This is a genomic window from Planktothrix sp. PCC 11201, assembly GCF_900009135.1.
In the GTDB taxonomy this organism is placed as follows: Bacteria; Cyanobacteriota; Cyanobacteriia; order Cyanobacteriales; family Microcoleaceae; genus Planktothrix.
The window spans coordinates 106,613-125,069 of sequence record NZ_LT797697.1 but is presented as its reverse complement, the minus strand read 5'-3'; the positions used below and the strand labels follow the sequence as shown (position 1 = coordinate 125,069).

Below are 18,457 nucleotides of genomic sequence, written 5' to 3'. Positions count from 1 at the left end.
CGGGAATGGGGGGGTAATAAAAAGTAATTCGACCTGATAAACACGATTAAGGTTTAATATTCCTGTATTATACCTCTTGGTGTCTTTGTTCCTTGGTGTTTTCTGCAAAAATGATATCGGTTAAAACTTGAACCAATGTTTGCAACTGCATGGGGGTGTGAGTTGCCATTAAGGAAATCCGAATACGACTGGTATTGACAGTTGGGGGACGAATAGCCGCGGCAAAAATACCCTGTTCTTTGAGTTGATTTCTGAGGGTTAATACCGTGGCTGCATCTTTAATCGGAACACAAAAAATTGGGGAAAGGGTCTGGGAAATTGGTAAATTAGATGGTTTTTTATGATCTCGAAATAGGGTTTCTACGGTTTTTACATTTTGCCATAATTGTTTCCGGCGTTGGGGTTCGGTTTGCACAATTTGAATGGCGGCTAAGGCGGCGGCGGTGTCCGCAGGACTTAATCCGGTGGTATAAATCCAACTAGGGGCACGATTTCTCAAAAAGTCAATTAATTCCGCCGATCCTGCGACATAACCCCCTAAACTTCCCAGGGCTTTACTAAGAGTGCCCATCTGAATTAAAGGCTCTCCCGTACAGTTAAAATGGTCTACACATCCGGCTCCATTTTTACCAAAAACCCCGGTTCCATGGGCTTCATCTACTAATACCATACAGGAAAATTCTTCGCCTAAATCGAGTAAATCAGGTAGGGGACATAAATCTCCATCCATGCTAAATACACTATCGGTAATAATTAAGGCTTTGCGATAGGGAAGACGATTTTCTTCTAATAGTTTTCTCAAATGTTCTGGGTGATTGTGTTGATATTCTAACACCGTTGCCCCACTCATTTTCGCCCCATTTTTTAGACTAGAATGGTTATATTCATCGGATAAAATCAAATCCCGTTGCCCAACTAAAGCCGCAATTGTACCAATATTGGCTAAATAACCAGAACTAAAAACCAAAGCATCTTCGGTTTGTTTAAAAGCGGCGATCGCTAATTCTAAATCTCGATGGAGTTGGCGATGTCCAGTTAATAATCGAGAACCCGTTACCCCCGTACCAAATTGTTGGGTAGCTGCGATCGCGGCATCAATTAACCGTTGATCTCCAGTCAATCCCAAATAATCATTACTGGCAAAATTAATTAAGGATTTACCCTCTATAATAAGAGTAGATCCCGGTTGACTTTCGACAGTTTGAACCGAACGATACCAGTCCGCTTTATGAATGGTATGGAGTGCTTTTTCAATCCAAGCATAAGCATCATTGATCATGTTCAATATCATCAGGATAGGGTTGACTAATTTCGGCACTTTTGCCACGAACTGGGGGTAATTTATCCACTAAACCCAGATCAAAAGCAATATCGGGTAACTCTCCAGCAATATAATGTCCTGGTTCAAAAATGCGACTGGGAGTAAAACATATTTGTCTCAATTCGACCGTTTCTGTTTGTTCAAACATTCCTCTAAATAGTTTTCGTTCCAGACCCATGATTAAATCTTCCTTAATTTTAGCAAAATTAGATTAAACTTTTTCAATCATAACCGCAAAATCAATTAATGATCAAGATCCCTGGAATGTTCCAGAGGGTGATCAATGTTTTTTCCACAATGGGGACAAATTTTAGGATAAAGGGTTTTATTTGTCCGTTGATTCAGGGCAATCACTTCCGTAAAACCAGAGGCAATAATCCCCGCAGGTAAGGCAATAAGTCCAATTCCTAATAACGCTAAAATACCCCCTAATAATCTTCCCAGGGGAGTAATAGGATAAACATCTCCATAACCCACCGTTGTTAAGGTAATTACCGCCCACCACATGGACGCCGGAATATGGGGAAATCTATCCGGTTGTGCTTCATGTTCGGCAAAATAAATTAAATTTCCTGAAAATATCAACAAAAAAAATACCACATTTAATGTTAAGATTAATTCCTTTTTTCTCAGGTCAATCACTTGAGTTAAAATTCGAGTTGCCTGGGAATAACGACCTAATTTCAAAATTTGTAAAAAGCGAGTCAATTGCAAGAATTTCATCTCTTGAAAATTGCCGGGATCAAAAGGAAAATAAAAGGGTACAAAAGCAATTAAATCAATAATTGCTAGGGGAGTTAACATATATTTTAGCCTTCCCCAAACAGGATGACGATATTTTTTAAGGATCGTACATGACCAGACCCTTAATATATATTCCAAGGTAAAAACCCCCAAGGAAAACTGATTAAATGCGTTTAAAATCGTTTGATAAATTTTAAACATTTCATCTATCGATTCAATGCAAACCACCAGGGTATTTAAAGTAATTAAAAAGATTAAAAAATATTTAAAAAATCGACCTAACGGGTGTTGGTGTTCCTTCGTCTCTAAAAGCAGAAACACACGATGCTTCAATTTTTCAACCATATTATCCCATTCGTGCCAAGATAGAGTATTAAGTTCAGTTAATATCATCTTATGGGTAAACAGCGAGTTCTATCTGGAGTACAACCGACCGGAAACCTACATTTAGGCAACTATCTAGGGGCGATTCGCAACTGGGTAGACCATCAAGCACAATACGATAACTTCTTCTGTGTCGTCGATTTACACGCCATTACCGTCCCCCATAATCCCGCCACCTTAGCCACCGATACCTACACCATTGCCGCCCTTTATTTAGCCTGTGGCATCGATTTAGACTATTCTACAATTTTTGTTCAGTCCCATATTTCTGCCCATACTGAACTCACCTGGCTGCTGAATTGTATCACCCCGATGAATTGGTTAGAAGATATGATTCAGTTTAAGGAAAAAGCAATTAAACAGGGGGAAAATGTCAGTGTGGGATTACTTGATTATCCCGTATTAATGGCGGCAGATATTCTGCTCTATGATGCGGATAAAGTTCCCGTGGGAGAAGATCAAAAACAACATCTGGAATTAACCCGAGATTTAGCCGTAAGGTTTAATCATTTATTTGGCAAAGGTAAAACTCTATTAAAATTACCCGATCCTTTAATTCGTCCTGAAGGTGCTCGGGTGATGAGTCTTACCGATGGGACTCGCAAAATGTCAAAATCCGATCCCTCCGAATTAAGTCGAATTAATTTATTAGATGATCCCGATACGATTACTAAAAAAATTAAACGCTGTAAAACCGATGCAGTTCGTGGTTTAACCTTTGATGATCCAGACCGTCCCGAATGTCATAATTTATTAATGCTGTATGGAATTTTAGCGGGTAAAACTAAAGCCGAAGTTACAGCAGAAGCTCAGGATATGGGATGGGGTCAATTTAAACCTTTATTCACAGAAACTCTGATTGAAAATCTTAAACCCATCCAGGCAAAATATAAAGCGGTAATGGATGATCGGGGCTATTTAGAATCGGTGTTAAAAACTGGTCGAGAAAAAGCCGAAGCGGTGGCTAATCAAACCCTAACTCGCGTTAAGGAAGCCATGGGATATTCCCGACCTTTATAAGTTCAATTCCGATGAATTAAAATTGATCATCCCTATTTGATGATCTGATTCAGGAACTTTCAACCAGGCTACAAACTCTCAACATTAACCTTTAAAAAATAACCTCAGACCCTAAGAATGAATCGTTTTCGTACTGCTTGTCAAACTTTAGATGAATTTATTGTAACGGCGGAAGTCGCCCCCCCCAAAGGCGCAGACCCCAGCCACATGATTGAAATGGTCAGACTCCTCAAAGGTCGAGTCCATGCGGTTAATATTACCGATGGGAGTCGGGCTGTTTTAGGTATGAGTTCCCTGGCTGCTTCAATTATTTTATTGCATCATGGGGTAGAACCGATTTATCAATTGGCTTGTCGCGATCGCAATCGGATTGGTTTACAAGCGGATTTATTAGGCGCCCAAGCCCTCGGGATTAGAAATATTTTAGCCTTAACCGGTGATCCGGTCAAAGCTGGAGATCATCCCGATGCTAAGGCGGTTTTTGACTTAGAATCTGTCCGCTTATTACAAGCGATTGATAAACTCAATCAAGGTAAAGATTGGAATAATAAAATCTTACCCGATGGGGCGACGGATTTATTTCCGGGGGCGGCTGTTGATCCCCAATCTTCCAGTTGGTCAGGGTTAAAAAGCCGATTTGAACGGAAAATAGAAGCGGGGGCGCAATTTTTTCAAAGTCAATTAATTACGGATTTTGATCGGTTAGATCAATTTATGACTGAAATTGCTGATAGTAGTAAAAAGCCGATTTTAGCCGGAATCTTTCTATTGAAATCTGCTAAAAATGCTCGATTTATTAATAAATACGTCCCCGGTGTTTGTATTCCTGATACAATTATTGATCGTTTAGAACGGGCTAAACACCCCCTAGAAGAAGGAATTTTAATTGCATCAGAACAGGTTAAAATTGCCCGTGAACTCTGTCATGGAGTCCATATTATGGCAGTTAAACGGGAGGATTTAATTCCTAAAATTTTGGATTTAGCGGGAATTAAACCTTTGTTTTAATATCTAAGGTGAGAGCGAACACATCTAACAACTTGATTGTTTTGGGTTTCATAAACATCGAGTCAGCTTTGTTTAGTTAAAATAGCAGTTATCCCCATTACTAAGGAAAAAAACGATGAAAGGGATTCAATTTGTTGTGAATGAGGCGGGGGAAAAGCAGGCGGTATTAATTGATTTAGCAGAGTGGGGGGAGTTGTGGGAAGACTTCTATGATGTGTTGGTAGCTCATGCGCGTCAAGATGAGGAGGAGGTGTCTTGGGAGGAGTTAAAGCAACAAATTGAGGCTGAAGCTCATGGCAAATGAGGATTATACTGTCCGCTTTAAGAAGTCGGCGGCTAAGGAGTTGCGAGGGCTAGATATCGATCTTCAATTACGCATTAGTGAAGCTATTGATTGTTTAAGTTTAGAACCTCGACCAGAAGGAGTGGTAAAGTTAAAGGGGGGCGATAATTCCTATCGAATTCGGATCGGTGATTATCGGGTTGTTTATATTATTGATGATCAGGATAGGATAGTGCGTATTATGCGGGTGAGGCATCGGCGGGATGCTTATCGTAGTTAGTTAGAGGAACTCTAAGTCAAAATACAATCAATTAACCTATTATGTATGCAAAAAGCCAATTTTAATCAAGTTTTAGAAATGGCAGAATCTCTGTCTGAGTCAGAGCAAGATTTTTTAATTGAAATTCTCCAAAAACGATTAGGAGAAAAAAGGAGAAAGGAAATTGCCGCCAGTATTGCCGAAGCTCATGCAGAATATAAGCAGGGAAAAACGCAAAAAGTCACGGTAGATGAGTTAATGGCGGATTTAGATGAATGAATTTAATTACTTCATCAGTAGCAGTCACCCCCAGAATATGCGTTAGCACCAGGGGAGTTTATTGGGAAATAGCCTGAATATATCTGAAACTATTTAGGATTTTTGTAAAAAAATGTAACAAATATGTTATTTTGTGAATTAACTGTGATAGACCGGAGGCATGATTAGCTTAAAGGATGTCAGCACCCCGAACTGAAGTAAAGGGGCTATGCGCGCAGCCCAGGCTACGCTAACACGCCTCAACTTTAAGATAGCTGACCACAGCCTAAGTCTTGACTAACTACGTTTTTTGAGTCACGATACTCACTGCGTGGCTAGTTTGTGGCTCTGGCAACCATAATTAAACATCTGTATCGGGTTAAGGAAGTGTCGTGTTTCCTCTCAGGTCTAAAGACGCTGAGTTTTCACACCCCCGTGTTTTTATTATGGATTATCCAAAATTGAAAAATCACAAATTTAACTCTGGTTTAATAGTTGGCTCAATAATCCTCACTTTACCAGTAATTGTTACTCTCTTTTTTATTTCAGGGACGATGTGTAAGAATTACTTTCAGGGTAAACCAGAAGAATTGACTAAATCGGTCGGAAGTGGGTTAGGGCTTTATGTAGTTATTGTTGTAGCAGTTTTGGGAGGAAATAATTTTTTTATAGACCTAAAAATCAAGGCGAGTGAAAATGACATAAGGGACAAATTAAGACAATCTTTTAAGCAAGAACAAAATTTTAACAATGCACCTTCTGATTTAGTAGAAAGAGCAAAAGAAGCCTTGATTAATTATAAAAATAATCAAAATGTGTCAGAATCAGACAAGGGTGATATGCTTGCTCTCATTAATCAACTAGATGCTTTGCAAAAAAGACAACCATCTTATCAAACAGTAAAACACTGGTTGGAAGATGAAGAAAACCTAAAATCTCTAGCTGTAAAATCAGGTGACTCTGTGTTAGAAGACTATCCTTTTGGGGGATTAGAAATAATAAACAAAACTACAGCTAAATCTGACCTCGATAACGGCATTTGGAATTGTTTGGAATGGATTAGAGAAAGTTTTAATAAGGGTATTTATTTAACCCGTAAGCTTCCTCCAATATCTGATAAAAAAAGAACAATTGCAGCTTTAAACTGGATTAATACCAAAGCTTTGCTGGAAGAAAAATTCCTCGACCAACCAGGACGGGACTTATTGGCAATTTATTTTAATAAATTAGCTAAAATACTTGATCAAAAAAGTAAGTAAATTCAGTATTTCCTGTCTTTCTGGATTATTTATTCTCTCCCCCTCTAAGGTTGTAAAGATCATGCTCTCAGCCATATCAATTTCATACTGCCTAATTTGCTCCTGAACCTGTGTTATCTCGTCTGCCACTTGCTTGATCCTATCGTCTTCAGCATTAGGGTGCTTTTCCAAAATAGATAAAGACATATCTAAAATATTCAACACTGTTTCCAGTAGCGGCAGCTCTAGATTTTGATTATTTTCGGTTCCATCTTGAGTATTCATAGCCAGTTCACCTTCTTGTTATATACAAAGAATCCCAGTGAAACCACATCCATCAGGGCTTAGAATCTTAAAAAAATATAAAATATTGATCACTAAACCTGTACTCACAGGATCAAGACTATCTCTGATTCTGGACATAGCCAAAACCTAGACACAGCAAAACAGGGAAGACATTTTATAAATACGGGCTCTTGATAAAACTAGGGAGCGAGGGTGCTCGCACTGCTATAAAGAAGATGGGGAACACAAGCGATCGCTTAAGAAAAAACCGGAACCTTTTCAACTATGATGTTATTAAATTCCAAGGATAAATTATCTCCTTGGCGATGGGCTTCCCAAGTTCCCGAGGACAACCGACTAATTTGCCATTGTCCCTGAATATAATTTTCATCTTCGGAGACCGTCCCCGTATAACTAACCGTATCGGGAGAAGTCGTTAGATATTGTTTGGTAAAACTCACCCCTCGACCCAGCACAGCCCCGCTAATTTGAGCTTCTCCCAAATAACCCTCATCTAAAATATTCCCAGCTAAGGAATTACCGCTCTGAATAAATGTTACTTCAAAACGAGTGGGAACTCCCTGTTGCCAATAGGTTCCTAACCAGTTTCCACTAATATCAGTCATAGTTTATATTAAAAATTAGTTCAAAGGACAGCTTATTAATTTGAGCAAGTATCCCCTATGGATAAATTAACAAAATTTGAAACTTGACAGGAGGTTGACAGATGGGCAATTAAGGTTTTTGTCCAAGGAGATAAAAAATCATCCCCCGAAATCTTCAGAAATTGTAGGCGAAGATTGGGCATGACTGAACTAGTCGCTCGATCAAATTGTATACTAGAACCCGTTTGGCTGGTGCGATAAACCCAACGCTGGTTTTCGTGACCGACAATCACCCGCCAACCCGCCACCAGACTTTGGGTACAAAACATCCCCGGTTGCACTAACCCCAAACAACCATCGGGCCAGATTTGTTCTTCCACCGCCTCCAGAGTCAGTTGAGACGGAGATAAACCTGACCGTTGCAGAATATCCTTAAACACCGACTCTAAGACCGAGGATGGAAGATTTAACGAATGACCTTGGGATTCTAAACGGATGATTCTTCCCTGAGCATCCGTGCGATAGACCCAGGTTTGGCGACCATCGGAGACTACTACCCGCCACCCTGAAACTAACATTTGGCCACAGATTTCATCGGTTTTAGCTAGTCCTAAGCAGGTATCTGGCCAAGTTTGTTGACGCGCTTCTACAATTTTAAGATCTTGGACAATAACTCCCGATTCCTGGGCGATAGTTTCCCGAATTTTTTTGTCCACGGCCGGGGGTAAAACCTTAGCCCGATCCCCGACATTAACTGCCCATTCAGGATTTAAAGGGGTTTTTGCATAGATAACCGGAATGGTTTTGGGTAAATGTCCCTGATGTTTAAATAAAGGATTCGGCAAAACCCGATAGGTCGGGGTGATGGGAGAAATAGCAATAGGATTTTCAGGAATTTCCCATAACCGTTGTGTTTCTGTCGGTCTGGGAGAAACAGGCTTTTGGGTAATGGTAAGGGAATCAGAGATGACTGCTCGACTGTGAACTAAGGCAGATTTTAATAAATTTGAGTCAGCTTTTAAAGCTAAAACCCCAGTCAACATCAACGCCAATATAAATGGGCGGGGCTGCTTCTTGTTCACAGGGGGGATCGCTTGGGGGCGACGGTTGGGGTGACTGGATTTCATTGGGAAGCATCCACAAATACAGAATAATTGATGGCAAAGATGACCCAGATTGCTGAAAATTAGTTTCGGGAAACAACCGCTCAACACAGCCCTAACCGAAACTAATTGATCCCAATCTGACTAAAACAATGCCAAGAGACCTTCAACGCCTTGAGTTTATTTTCCGGTGTGATCATCTAACTTGGCAAATTGAGTTCAATTCGTATGCGGTGGTTCAAATAGCCTCCACTCCGTGAACACAATAGCAGGCGCGTCCCTGCTGTTTCGCTTGATACAAGGCTTGATCCGCAGCCCCAATTAACACAGAGGGGGAGATGTCATCAGAAGGGATGGTACAAGCTATTCCCAAACTCAAAGTCAGCCATTGACTGACCCGGGAATCGGCATGGGGTAATTGCAGTTGTAGAATCATATTTTGGATGTGTTGTGCCTGCTGAATCGCCTCACTCCAAGAAGTATTCGGCAAAATAATTGCAAATTCCTCACCCCCATATCGAGCGACTAAATCCACAGGATCTCGTAGAATATTCTCCAGGGCTTGAGCGACTTTTTTCAAACAGCTATCTCCGGCAAGATGTCCATAGTAATCATTATATTGTTTAAAGTAGTCAATATCACATAAAATCAAAGCTAAAGAACTTTTGTCCGCTTGTAAATCTTGCCATTGTTGTTCCAAATATTGATCAAAACGGCGACGATTGGCGACTTGAGTTAAACCGTCAATGGTGGCGAGGCGCAGTAATTGTTGGTTAGCAACTTGTAATTCTTGATAGAGTTCAGACTGTTGAATTGCGATCGCTAATTGATCTGCGATCGCACAGGTTAACTCAATTTCTGACTCTTTCCAGCCCTTCAGGTTTTGATGTTTAAGTAATCCCAAACAGCCCCAAATTTTAGAACCCACCCGCAAAGGAATCGGCAACCAACTTCCTGAAATTCCAGTTAAATATTGAATTTCTTCAGAAGTAAGAACATCAAAGGCATCACTGTCTAAACAATATGTTTGTTGCATCTGAGGAAAAACTGGAGGAATAATATAGTGATGCTCACTAAAGCAAGCCACCTCTTGCCATTGTTTTTGCTGGGGAAGATATTGCAAAATACAAGCCCTATCCAAACGTAATAAACTAACAATTTCAGTAATAGCCATTGAAAAAATTGTATCTAAGTCTAAAGATTGACGAATTACTTGAATCACCTGATTTAAAATTTGGGCGCGATGAGCTTGATCTTGAGTTTCTTGATAGAGGTGACTTTGTTGAATAGCAATTCCCACCTGTTCTGAGATTTGTCGCAATAAGTTGGCTTCCCATTTTAACCAATGGCGCAAACCCTGATTTTGATCAACAATTAAAAGTCCCCACAGTTGATTCATTTCCAATAAAGGAACTATAATTGCAGAATCAATTTCCCAATATTTTATCATCTTCAACATTTCTGAATCATTCGGATCATGATTAATCTTATTCAGAACTCTAATTCGACCTTGATTAAATTTTTCATAGCAGTTTAAAGGAATTAAAGGAGTTTTCGAGGGTTGGGTTTTTAACAATTTATTTGGGTTGGTTTCCGCAATAACTTTTCCTTGACGATTAGGAAAAATTTGATAAATAAAAACCCGATCACATTCAAGTAACTGTTGAACTTCCGTAACTGTTGTATTGAGAATATCTTCTAAATTCAAAGACTGACGAATTTTATGGGTAATTTCCCAAATCAAATGTTCTTGAACAACCATTTGACATAATGCTTTTTCGGCTCGTTTAAGGGGAGTAATATTTTGAAAAGTCGATAAAAATAACGGATTCTCCTGATCTTCTATCATTACCGTAGATAAAAGCAAGGTTTTTAACTCTCCATTTTTGGTGGGAATTGTGGTTTCTGCATTAAAGACTGAACCCATTAAAGCTACATTGTTTAATCGGTTTTGAGCTTGGCTATAGGATGTGGAACTCGGATATAATAGGGCTAAAAAATCTGGATGAGATTGAGCATCTTCCAAAGAGTATCCAGTGATTTCCGTCATTTTAGAATTAAAAATATAAAAATTACCTTGTTTATCACTGAGGGTAATTCCACTACCAACGGTTTCAATCACTGTTTTTAAACGATTTTCTGCGGTTAATAGTTGCATTTCTGCTGCTTTGCGATCCGTAATATCAACGAAGTAACCAAGGATTTCGGAAATATTTCCTCCTTCATCTTTAATTAGGCGCATTTCCACTCGTAACCAGCAAAAATTCCCATTAGCGTGTAAGAATTGGGCTTCATGAATATAGTTCTCCTTGACTAATAATTGCACAAAAGCATTCTGCCATTGATCTTGGTCTGAAGGTGGAACATAGGTGTGCCAAATATCCTTTTCTCTTAACAATATAGCAGCATCATATCCCAATATAATTTTGACATTGTTACTGATAAATGTTATTTGATATTTAGGTTGAGGCTGACAACTAAAAATCACTACTTGGCTACTGTCAAGTAGTTGTCTAACCCTTTCTTGGGTTTGAAAAGAATGATTTAGGAGCTTATTATTGTTTGACTTTGATTCAATTAGGTCTGATGTTTCATTTTGAGAATCTGGATATTGCATAAAATTAATTTTACGGATAATCCACCCCACGCAGGTTTTGATCAAACTCAGACTTTTCTCAACTAATATTGATTGACCCAAAGTGATTACTTTCATTTAGATTTTAAAAATGTCAGTATTTTAGAGCGTGATCAATATTAGCTTTAATTTTCCTGGTTTTTCCTCTATCTAGGGCTAGGAAAATAGGCTTATTTTTTTGAAAAAATAAATTTTCAGATCAGGAATATGCCCCCGTGGTCAAACCAGGGGTAAAAATAGGTTGCTATACAAAAATAATAGATGTGGCAGGCAGTATATAAAACTTCAAGCTAGACTTGATTGGCCTCGATCTTAGCATATTAACGAGGACAATGGAGAATAGGGGATTCGAACCCCTGACCTCTGCGGTGCGATCGCAGCACTCTACCAACTGAGCTAATTCCCCGTGCGAGTCAAAGGATCAAAGTGTGAGGAATGATCCCCGACTCCGATTCACTATCCTAACACAACTAAACCTGAGATTGCAAAGGTTCCTATAAAAAAAATTTTTGCATCCGTTCAAGTTCCAGATCACCGAAGCGATCAACAGCCCAATTTGCCCAGCGTTGCAGCATATGTAGGGGATAGGTATGGGCGACACCGACGACTTGTATTCCGGCCCGCCTTGCCGCCATAATCCCCACATAGGTATCCTCTAAAGCCAGACACTCCGATGGCTGTAAATTTAGCTCAGGGTAAGCCTGATTTAATCGTTGCAGGCCTAATAAATAGCCTAGGGGTTCAGGTTTACTTAGGATAATCTCATCCCCAGCCACAATAATTGGAAAATACTCTTTCAGGCCACTGCGCGTTAACACCAGTTCCACTTCCGCCCGTAACGCCCCGGTGACAATTCCTAACTTCAGATCCGCTGCTTGCAACTGTTGGAGCAAATCCCGCAGACCTGGATAGAGGGGCAGTTGTTCTAATTGTTCTAAATAATTTCGATAGCTAATAGATTTCCGTTCAATTAACTGATCTAAATAAGCATTACTGACAACGCGACCCCGGTAGGTTAATAGGTCAGTTAAACAGGCGCGATCGCTCCGTCCTAAAGAAAATTTGCGAATTTCCTCGGGTTGAGAACGCAGGTTTTCAGTTAACAAAAGTTCGGCAATGAGTTGCTCATGGATGGACTCATCGTTAATAATAATTCCATTAAAATCAAATAGAACTGCCTTTAAACCCATGGTTTTCCACGACCCTTGATCTAACGTTCGGTGGCTAACCAAGCCCGCAGAATTTCTCCCACCGACCAGGCTTGGGCAATACAACCCCGGGGGTGCATCGGAGCGTTGCCATCAAAAATTTCGCTGATTGTTCCCAGTCCTCCCGTGGTCAGGTGGTTGATCATCGGTTCGAGGAAACTACGCGCTACATTGGGATTTTGAAACACCCGTAAATGGGCGATGACAAAGGGCCCCAACAGCCAAGCCCAAACCGTGCCTTGATGATAGGCACTATCTCGTTGTACTGGATTTCCCTCATAATATCCCCGATAGTGAAAATGATTCGGGGCCAGTGATCGCAATCCCGATGATGTTAACAAAAACCGTCCGCAGGTTTCAACAATGGCTTTTTGTTGTTCGTGGGATAGGGCACTATGGGGGAGGGAAACGGCAAAAATTTGATTGGGACGCAGGGAAGCATCATCGCCATAAATCCCGTCAATCACATCATAACAATAGCCCAGTTCAGGATTCCAGAATCGTTCAAACCGAGCTAAGGCGCGATCGGCTAGGGCATCATATTCTTGATAGGGTCTACCGATTTGACGGGCAAATTTCCCCATAATTCGCAGGGCGTTATACCAAAGGGCGTTAATTTCCACGGGTTTCCCGATGCGGGGGGTGATAACCCAGTCGCCGATTTTGGCATCCATCCAGGTTAACTGCGATCCCGGTTCTCCGGCGTATAGTAAACCATCGGCGGGATCAAGGTGGATATTGTAGCGAGTCCCGCGACAGTGATATTGGATAATATCGGCTAGAACGGGAAACAAATTTTCGACAATATCAATATCTTCAGTCAGGTCATAATATTGACGAATCGCCTCGAAATACCACAGGGTTGCATCAACGGTATTGTAGTCGGGGGTTTCTCCCTCGTCGGGGAAACGGTTGGGTAACATTCCTTCCTTGACATATTTGGAGTAGGTATAGAGGATGGCACGGGTAATTTGGAGGCGTCCGGTGGTGATGGTAATACCGGGTAAACTGATCATGGTGTCCCGTCCCCAATCCCCAAACCAGGGATATCCAGCAATAATGGTTTTACCGATGGGATTTTCAGGAATACCCCGATTCACCACAAATTGATCGGCTGCAAATACCAACTGTTGTACCCATTCCGGCACTTCCCTAATATTGCTAGGACAGCTATCTTGCCAATATCCTAATAATTTGCGTTCGTAGCTGCGACGGACTTCTAGGGCGGCTTCTCCGTTTAAACTGGGGCGAGCTTCGGTACTCGCGACAAAACATAAGGATTCCCCTGGATGCAAGGTGGCGGTGAAGGTGGCAATATGGAGGTGATCCTCATGATCCATGAGGCCACGCTCCCGTTCTCTAGCTAAATCAAAGTTATAACACCATTGATGGGTAGGTTGTACCGTCGCCCGATCCGTCAATAAATAGAAGGGAGTGGCTTGGCCAAAGGCGGTGACACAAACCCCATTTTCCACCGCTTCCACTTGCATTTTCCAATTCCCAGCATGGGTATCGCTATGATAATCTCGATGATTGACGAAGGCTTTGAGCTTCAGGATAATTGGCCCCGAGGCGCGAGTTAAGTTATAGCGAACATAAGTAATATTAGCCTCGGGCTGCATCCAAATCCGTTTTTCCAGGAGAGCATCGGCGCAGGCAAATTTCCAGGTCGGTACGGTACGGTCTAAGTGAAACTTTTCAATATGATGATGTCCGTAGCCATTAATTGCGCCACCACTCCAACGATTTGTATAAAGGGGATAAACTTGTTGGTGATATTCTACAATTTCGTCTATTTTGGGGACTAATAAGGTACGTCCTAAGGGGGGATTTAAAGCCGCTACTAATAAACCATGATAACGGCGCGTCAGCAAGCCTGCTATTGTTCCTGAAGCATAGCCACCGATGCCATTGGTTACTAACCATTCCCGTGTTTCTGCACTGGGTAAATCACCGCAGATTTCTCGTCCAAAATTGATACTCATATCACCTTCAACACTCAAAATTTTGCATCAACAATAAAATTAATATTTAGAGGTTTTTCACCGTCTCAATTCAACAATTAACCCCATCAAACAGATAAATGGTCATCGGTCAAATCTGGGGATAGAATATCGGTGATAATTGTCCATCAGTAAAAAGGTTGTCCTCGTTGGCGTAAGTAGTAGCGTCATTAACTATAACGTTTTATTGTCCAAATCAAAACCCCCAGTTTTGTGAAATTGAACACATATTAAACCCACTGCTCAATTCCGATGGAATCTTACCCTGGATTCAAAGTCTTTTTTGCTGAGTCTGGGTTTAAGAGTATAATCAGATTTGTATTTTTATTGCATTTTAATTGCTCAAAATTTAGTTGTATGACAAAATCTAGCCTTTTGGCTCCTTTACCTGTTTTAGAAGACTTGCGTTCTGGTCTTCCTAATTTTTGCGGCTGGGAAGCTGAAATTCAATCTCTGGTTAATCATAATTGTCCTATATTTTTACCTCAAACTAATTTAAAGTTAGATCAAATTAAAGCGGGTTTTGCCTGTGGGTTACATTTTCATCAACCGACTATTCCAGCTGGTGATAATGGGGAATTAATCAGCAATCTACAATATATGTTTGAACATCCCCATGAGGGAGACAATCATAATGCGGAAGTTTTTGCCTGGTGTTATCGTCGGATGGGAGAGTTTATTCCTCAATTAATCTCCCAAGGTTGTAATCCTAGAATTATGTTGGATTATTCGGGGAATTTATTATGGGGATTACGCCAAATGGGGCGGGATGATATTCTCAATGATCTGAAAAAAATCACCTGTGATCCAAACTATCAACCCTATGTGGAATGGTTAGGAACAATGTGGAGTCATGGGGTAATTCCTTCGACTCCTATTCCTGATATTTTACTCCAAATTCAGGCTTGGCAACATCATTTTGCCTCTATTTTTGGAGAGGATGCGTTAAAGCGTGTTAAGGGTTTTTCGCCTCCAGAAATGCACTTACCTAATCATCCTGATACTTTGTATGAGTATATTAAAGCTTTGAAATCCTGCGGTTATCGTTGGTTATTAGTTCAGGAACATTCCGTTGAAACCTTAGAAGGTTTAGGATTACCCCACGACCAAAAATATATTCCAAATCGTTTAATTGCCCGCAATTCTAAAGGGGAAACCTTGAGTATAATTGCTTTAATTAAAACCCAGGGATCGGATACTAAATTAGTCGCCCAAATGCAGCCATATTTTGAAGCGAAAACTAAGGAAAAACAATCTATTTCTGGGGTTAATATTCCGCCTTTAGTCTCACAAATTGCTGATGGGGAAAATGGCGGGGTAATGATGAATGAATATCCCCGGGATTTCTTGCGGATTTTCTATGAATTGCGAGATCAAAATCATGGGGTTGTGGCAATGAATGGAACGGAATATTTAGAACTTTTAGAAGCAGCGGGGGTGAACCCAGAAGATTACCCCGCTTGTCAAGCGGTTCAGCAGCATAAAATTTGGCAAAAAGTTGATCCCAATCAAATGACACTGGAGACGGTAGAAGCGGCGATCGCTAGTTTAAAACAAACCGATCATCAATTTCAAATGGAGGGGGCATCCTGGACGAATAATTTAAGTTGGGTTCAAGGGTATGAAAATGTTTTGGAACCGATGAATCAATTAAGCATTGCGTTTCACCAAAAGTATGATTCTCTAGTTAAAGAAAACCCAAATATTACTAAAGAATTTCACTATCAACAAGCATTATTGTACAATTTGTTATTACAAACCAGTTGTTTTCGCTATTGGGGACAGGGAACCTGGACAGATTATGCAAAAGAAATCTATCGTCGAGGGATCATCAGTAATCAGTGATCAGTAAACAGTTATCAGTTATCAGTGTAAGAGTGTTCCCCATTCCCTATTCCCCATTCCCCATTCCCCATTCCCTATTCCCCATTCCCCATTCCCTATTCCCTATTCCCCATTCCCCATTCCCTACTAATAACTGTTGACTGAAGATGGGTTTTTCCAATCATAATCATTAGGAAATTTAAAATTAATAAATGAAACGGAAATACTCATTTCTAAAGCTTTGACATAATGCCACCATCCCACCGGAAGAAAAATTACTTCCCCAGGGTGTAAGATCACATCAATAGAGCGAATATTGCGATATAATGGATAGCGATTATAGTCAGGATTTGCCGGATCAATCGGACTAAATACCCCAATATTATTATAAATAAATGGGGTCTGTTCCGGGGAAATCATTTTAATTAGTTTTCGTCCTGAAACTTGAGCTAAAAAGATATTAATGGTATCATGATGTAAAGGGGTAACAGTTCCGGCTGAACCAAACCAGAAAAACGTTTTCCCCACTTTCTGTGCTGGGTCTAAGTATTCGGGAAATACCTCCATATCCTGAAAAAGTCCCTGCATTTCTTCACGATTCAGGGTGTTATTGTTGGCAACCATATAGTAATCATTGGTTTCTCCCGCCCGCACTACCCAATCAATATAATCTGCAAATAACATCGTTTTTCGATGTTGTTCTAAATTAATTTCATAATTCGGGTCGGAGTTGCGATTTCCCTGGACTTGAATACTAACATTGCCATAGTTTTCTTTTAAATAGTCTGGTGTCCATAGTTCCATTGCTTCCCAATTTTTCATAATACCTGTCAAAATAACGGGTTTATTCTGGGAATAATATTGGTCTAAAAATTCATCTTTGGATAAAAATGGAATTCGAGGAATACTATGATAATTAGACCCTAAAGCTGCTAATTGATTTTTAATTTGTAGAATAGATTCTAATTTTTCTAGCTTTTGTAAAACCTCCTCGGCGGCTTGAAAATAGGGTTGGTTAGCGAGGTTTGTGACTTCCTCAATGGCTAACTTAACATCAATCCCATTTTTCACCATACATTCAATTAAGGCATCATCGGATTGATGCAGAAACTTATTAGCCGCAACCCATTTTTTCCAACCATCAGGAAGCGGAGGTTGGGGAGGTTCAGGATGTTGAGAAGACTCAGTTAAAGGGGATTGAGGAAGCCATTGCAAGCTGACTTGTTGCCCATCATTTAAGGTAATTTGTAAGGGGGGAAGGGTGATTTTTAAAGGTTGAATATCGGTCATATTAATAATCAGAGATTTTAACAAAAATTATACTCGTGAAAACCGGAAAGAAGAAGATATTCTAATTATATCCTACTTGTCCCCAGTTGTCTATAAAGATTAGTGATTATTTAAAAATTTAATCCATTTTCTAGTACCAAAATGTAGGCAAGATTGAGATGCAATTTGGGCGGAGTTAGCTAGGGCGGTGGGGAAGTTTTCAGATAGAATAAAATGGCAAAATGCTCCATGGAAAATATCTCCCGCGCCCAAAGTATCAACTGCTTGAATCCTGGGAATGGGGATACTACCGTTTCCTGCTTTAAGACTAATATATTGAATCGGTTTTTCTCCTTTAGTAATGGCAATGTTAGGAATATTCATCCCTTGAAGATAAGCAAAAACATCTTCAGAGGTTTGACAATAGGGCGGATAAAAATTATTGGAACAAATGGCATAGTGAATATCTGGTAAAAGGGTTTCTAAACCTGGTTTCCAACTTCCGCCATCTAAAATAACAGGAATTTGTTTGATTTTTGCTTGTTGAATTAAACTTTGGCTGACCGGAATTTGATGACCGTCAATTAAAATAATATCGATATTGTCTAAATATTGGAATAAATTTGAGGGGCTTGAAATTTGAGATTTTGTAGCATTAATTGAGATAACAGTGCGATCTCCGGTGACATTATTTACAATAATAGATGAAACAGGAGGAGCATCTAAACGATTAGGATCTAAGTCTATAATATTTACAGAATATTGTTGTAAATCTTTTCTAATCAGTTGAGTTAGGTCATGGGTTCCTAATCCACCTAATAGCATAGATTGGTTGCCTAAACTATTAAAAGTAACGGCAGCATTGGTCGCTGGCCCTCCGGCTGCAACGATATAATCAGAGGCGACAATTTTTTGATTTTCCTGGGGATATTGAGTAACAGAATAAATCAAATCGAGTGTAATTAGTCCAACAAATAAACCTTTGATCATGGGATTATTTAAACTAAATT

Annotated in this window: 18 protein-coding genes and 1 tRNA gene; 7 read left to right on the top strand and 12 right to left on the bottom strand. The window is 40.1% G+C overall.

Features of this window, described 5'->3' with window-relative positions; all coding sequences use genetic code 11:
• Nucleotides 1-67: 67 nt before the first annotated feature.
• The 3 genes from bioF to PL11201_RS08530 form a co-directional block, all read right to left on the bottom strand.
• Nucleotides 68-1,279 (bottom strand): 8-amino-7-oxononanoate synthase, encoded by a 1,212-nt coding sequence (gene bioF, locus PL11201_RS08540; protein ID WP_079678167.1) that lies wholly within the window; start codon nt 1,277-1,279, stop codon nt 68-70.
• The gene (locus tag PL11201_RS08535) at nt 1,269-1,499 is read right to left on the bottom strand and encodes a hypothetical protein (RefSeq protein ID WP_079678166.1); all 231 of its coding nucleotides are present in this window, start codon (nt 1,497-1,499) and stop codon (nt 1,269-1,271) included. The genes bioF and PL11201_RS08535 overlap by 11 nt, the downstream gene beginning before the upstream one ends.
• A 65-nt stretch (nt 1,500-1,564) precedes the next feature.
• A complete protein-coding gene (locus tag PL11201_RS08530; RefSeq protein ID WP_079678165.1) occupies nt 1,565-2,410 on the bottom strand; it encodes an ion transporter in 846 nt (281 codons plus the stop codon).
• Between the two features lie 51 nt (nt 2,411-2,461).
• Here PL11201_RS08530 and trpS point away from each other — a divergent pair, with 51 nt between their 5' ends.
• The 6 genes from trpS (at nt 2,462) to PL11201_RS08500 (ending at nt 6,536) form a co-directional block, all read left to right on the top strand.
• On the top strand, nt 2,462-3,469 hold the full coding sequence (gene trpS, locus PL11201_RS08525; protein WP_079678164.1) for a tryptophan--tRNA ligase: 1,008 nt from the start codon (nt 2,462-2,464) through the stop codon (nt 3,467-3,469).
• A gap of 117 nt (nt 3,470-3,586) precedes the next feature.
• Nucleotides 3,587-4,477, top strand: a complete 891-nt coding sequence (locus PL11201_RS08520) for a methylenetetrahydrofolate reductase (RefSeq protein ID WP_079678163.1) — start codon at nt 3,587-3,589, stop codon at nt 4,475-4,477.
• Nucleotides 4,478-4,592: 115 nt separating this feature from the next.
• A complete protein-coding gene (locus PL11201_RS08515; protein ID WP_079678162.1) occupies nt 4,593-4,781 on the top strand; it encodes a hypothetical protein in 189 nt (62 codons plus the stop codon).
• Complete coding sequence (locus PL11201_RS08510; RefSeq protein ID WP_079678161.1) at nt 4,771-5,040, top strand: type II toxin-antitoxin system RelE family toxin; 270 nt, start codon at nt 4,771-4,773, stop codon at nt 5,038-5,040. The genes PL11201_RS08515 and PL11201_RS08510 overlap by 11 nt, the downstream gene beginning before the upstream one ends.
• A 45-nt stretch (nt 5,041-5,085) precedes the next feature.
• Nucleotides 5,086-5,298: a hypothetical protein gene (locus tag PL11201_RS08505; RefSeq protein ID WP_079678160.1), complete on the top strand. Its 213-nt coding sequence runs from the start codon at nt 5,086-5,088 to the stop codon at nt 5,296-5,298.
• A 425-nt stretch (nt 5,299-5,723) separates the two neighbouring features.
• Nucleotides 5,724-6,536, top strand: a complete 813-nt coding sequence (locus tag PL11201_RS08500) for a hypothetical protein (protein WP_079678159.1) — start codon at nt 5,724-5,726, stop codon at nt 6,534-6,536.
• Here PL11201_RS08500 and PL11201_RS08495 read toward each other — a convergent pair.
• The 7 genes from PL11201_RS08495 to PL11201_RS08465 all read right to left on the bottom strand — a co-directional run bounded on the left by PL11201_RS08495 (nt 6,504) and on the right by PL11201_RS08465 (nt 14,336).
• Entirely contained in the window at nt 6,504-6,800 is a 297-nt protein-coding gene (locus PL11201_RS08495; RefSeq protein WP_079678158.1) for a hypothetical protein, read from the bottom strand. The two genes, PL11201_RS08500 and PL11201_RS08495, sit on opposite strands and share 33 nt — an antisense overlap.
• A gap of 257 nt (nt 6,801-7,057) precedes the next feature.
• Nucleotides 7,058-7,426: a hypothetical protein gene (locus PL11201_RS08490; protein WP_079678157.1), complete on the bottom strand. Its 369-nt coding sequence runs from the start codon at nt 7,424-7,426 to the stop codon at nt 7,058-7,060.
• Nucleotides 7,427-7,461: 35 nt separating this feature from the next.
• Nucleotides 7,462-8,532, bottom strand: a complete 1,071-nt coding sequence (locus tag PL11201_RS08485; RefSeq protein ID WP_079678156.1) for a hypothetical protein — start codon at nt 8,530-8,532, stop codon at nt 7,462-7,464.
• Nucleotides 8,533-8,746: 214 nt separating this feature from the next.
• Nucleotides 8,747-11,221, bottom strand: coding sequence for a sensor domain-containing diguanylate cyclase (locus tag PL11201_RS08480; RefSeq protein WP_079678155.1), 2,475 nt, complete (start codon nt 11,219-11,221; stop codon nt 8,747-8,749).
• Nucleotides 11,222-11,476: 255 nt separating this feature from the next.
• A tRNA-Ala gene (locus tag PL11201_RS08475) sits at nt 11,477-11,549 on the bottom strand.
• Nucleotides 11,550-11,637: 88 nt separating this feature from the next.
• A complete protein-coding gene (locus tag PL11201_RS08470) occupies nt 11,638-12,333 on the bottom strand; it encodes an HAD family hydrolase (RefSeq protein ID WP_079678154.1) in 696 nt (231 codons plus the stop codon).
• A gap of 20 nt (nt 12,334-12,353) precedes the next feature.
• The gene (locus tag PL11201_RS08465) at nt 12,354-14,336 is read right to left on the bottom strand and encodes an amylo-alpha-1,6-glucosidase (protein WP_079678153.1); all 1,983 of its coding nucleotides are present in this window, start codon (nt 14,334-14,336) and stop codon (nt 12,354-12,356) included.
• A gap of 375 nt (nt 14,337-14,711) precedes the next feature.
• On the opposite strand from PL11201_RS08465, the gene PL11201_RS08460 reads away from it, so the two are divergent.
• Entirely contained in the window at nt 14,712-16,199 is a 1,488-nt protein-coding gene (locus tag PL11201_RS08460) for a glycosyl hydrolase family 57 (RefSeq protein WP_079678152.1), read from the top strand.
• A 126-nt stretch (nt 16,200-16,325) separates the two neighbouring features.
• Here PL11201_RS08460 and PL11201_RS08455 read toward each other — a convergent pair whose 3' ends face one another.
• Nucleotides 16,326-17,492, bottom strand: coding sequence for a cupin-like domain-containing protein (locus PL11201_RS08455; RefSeq protein WP_339394354.1), 1,167 nt, complete (start codon nt 17,490-17,492; stop codon nt 16,326-16,328).
• A 75-nt stretch (nt 17,493-17,567) separates the two neighbouring features.
• A complete protein-coding gene (locus PL11201_RS08450; protein WP_200816728.1) occupies nt 17,568-18,437 on the bottom strand; it encodes a sugar kinase in 870 nt (289 codons plus the stop codon).
• Between the last annotated feature and the right edge of the window lie 20 nt (nt 18,438-18,457).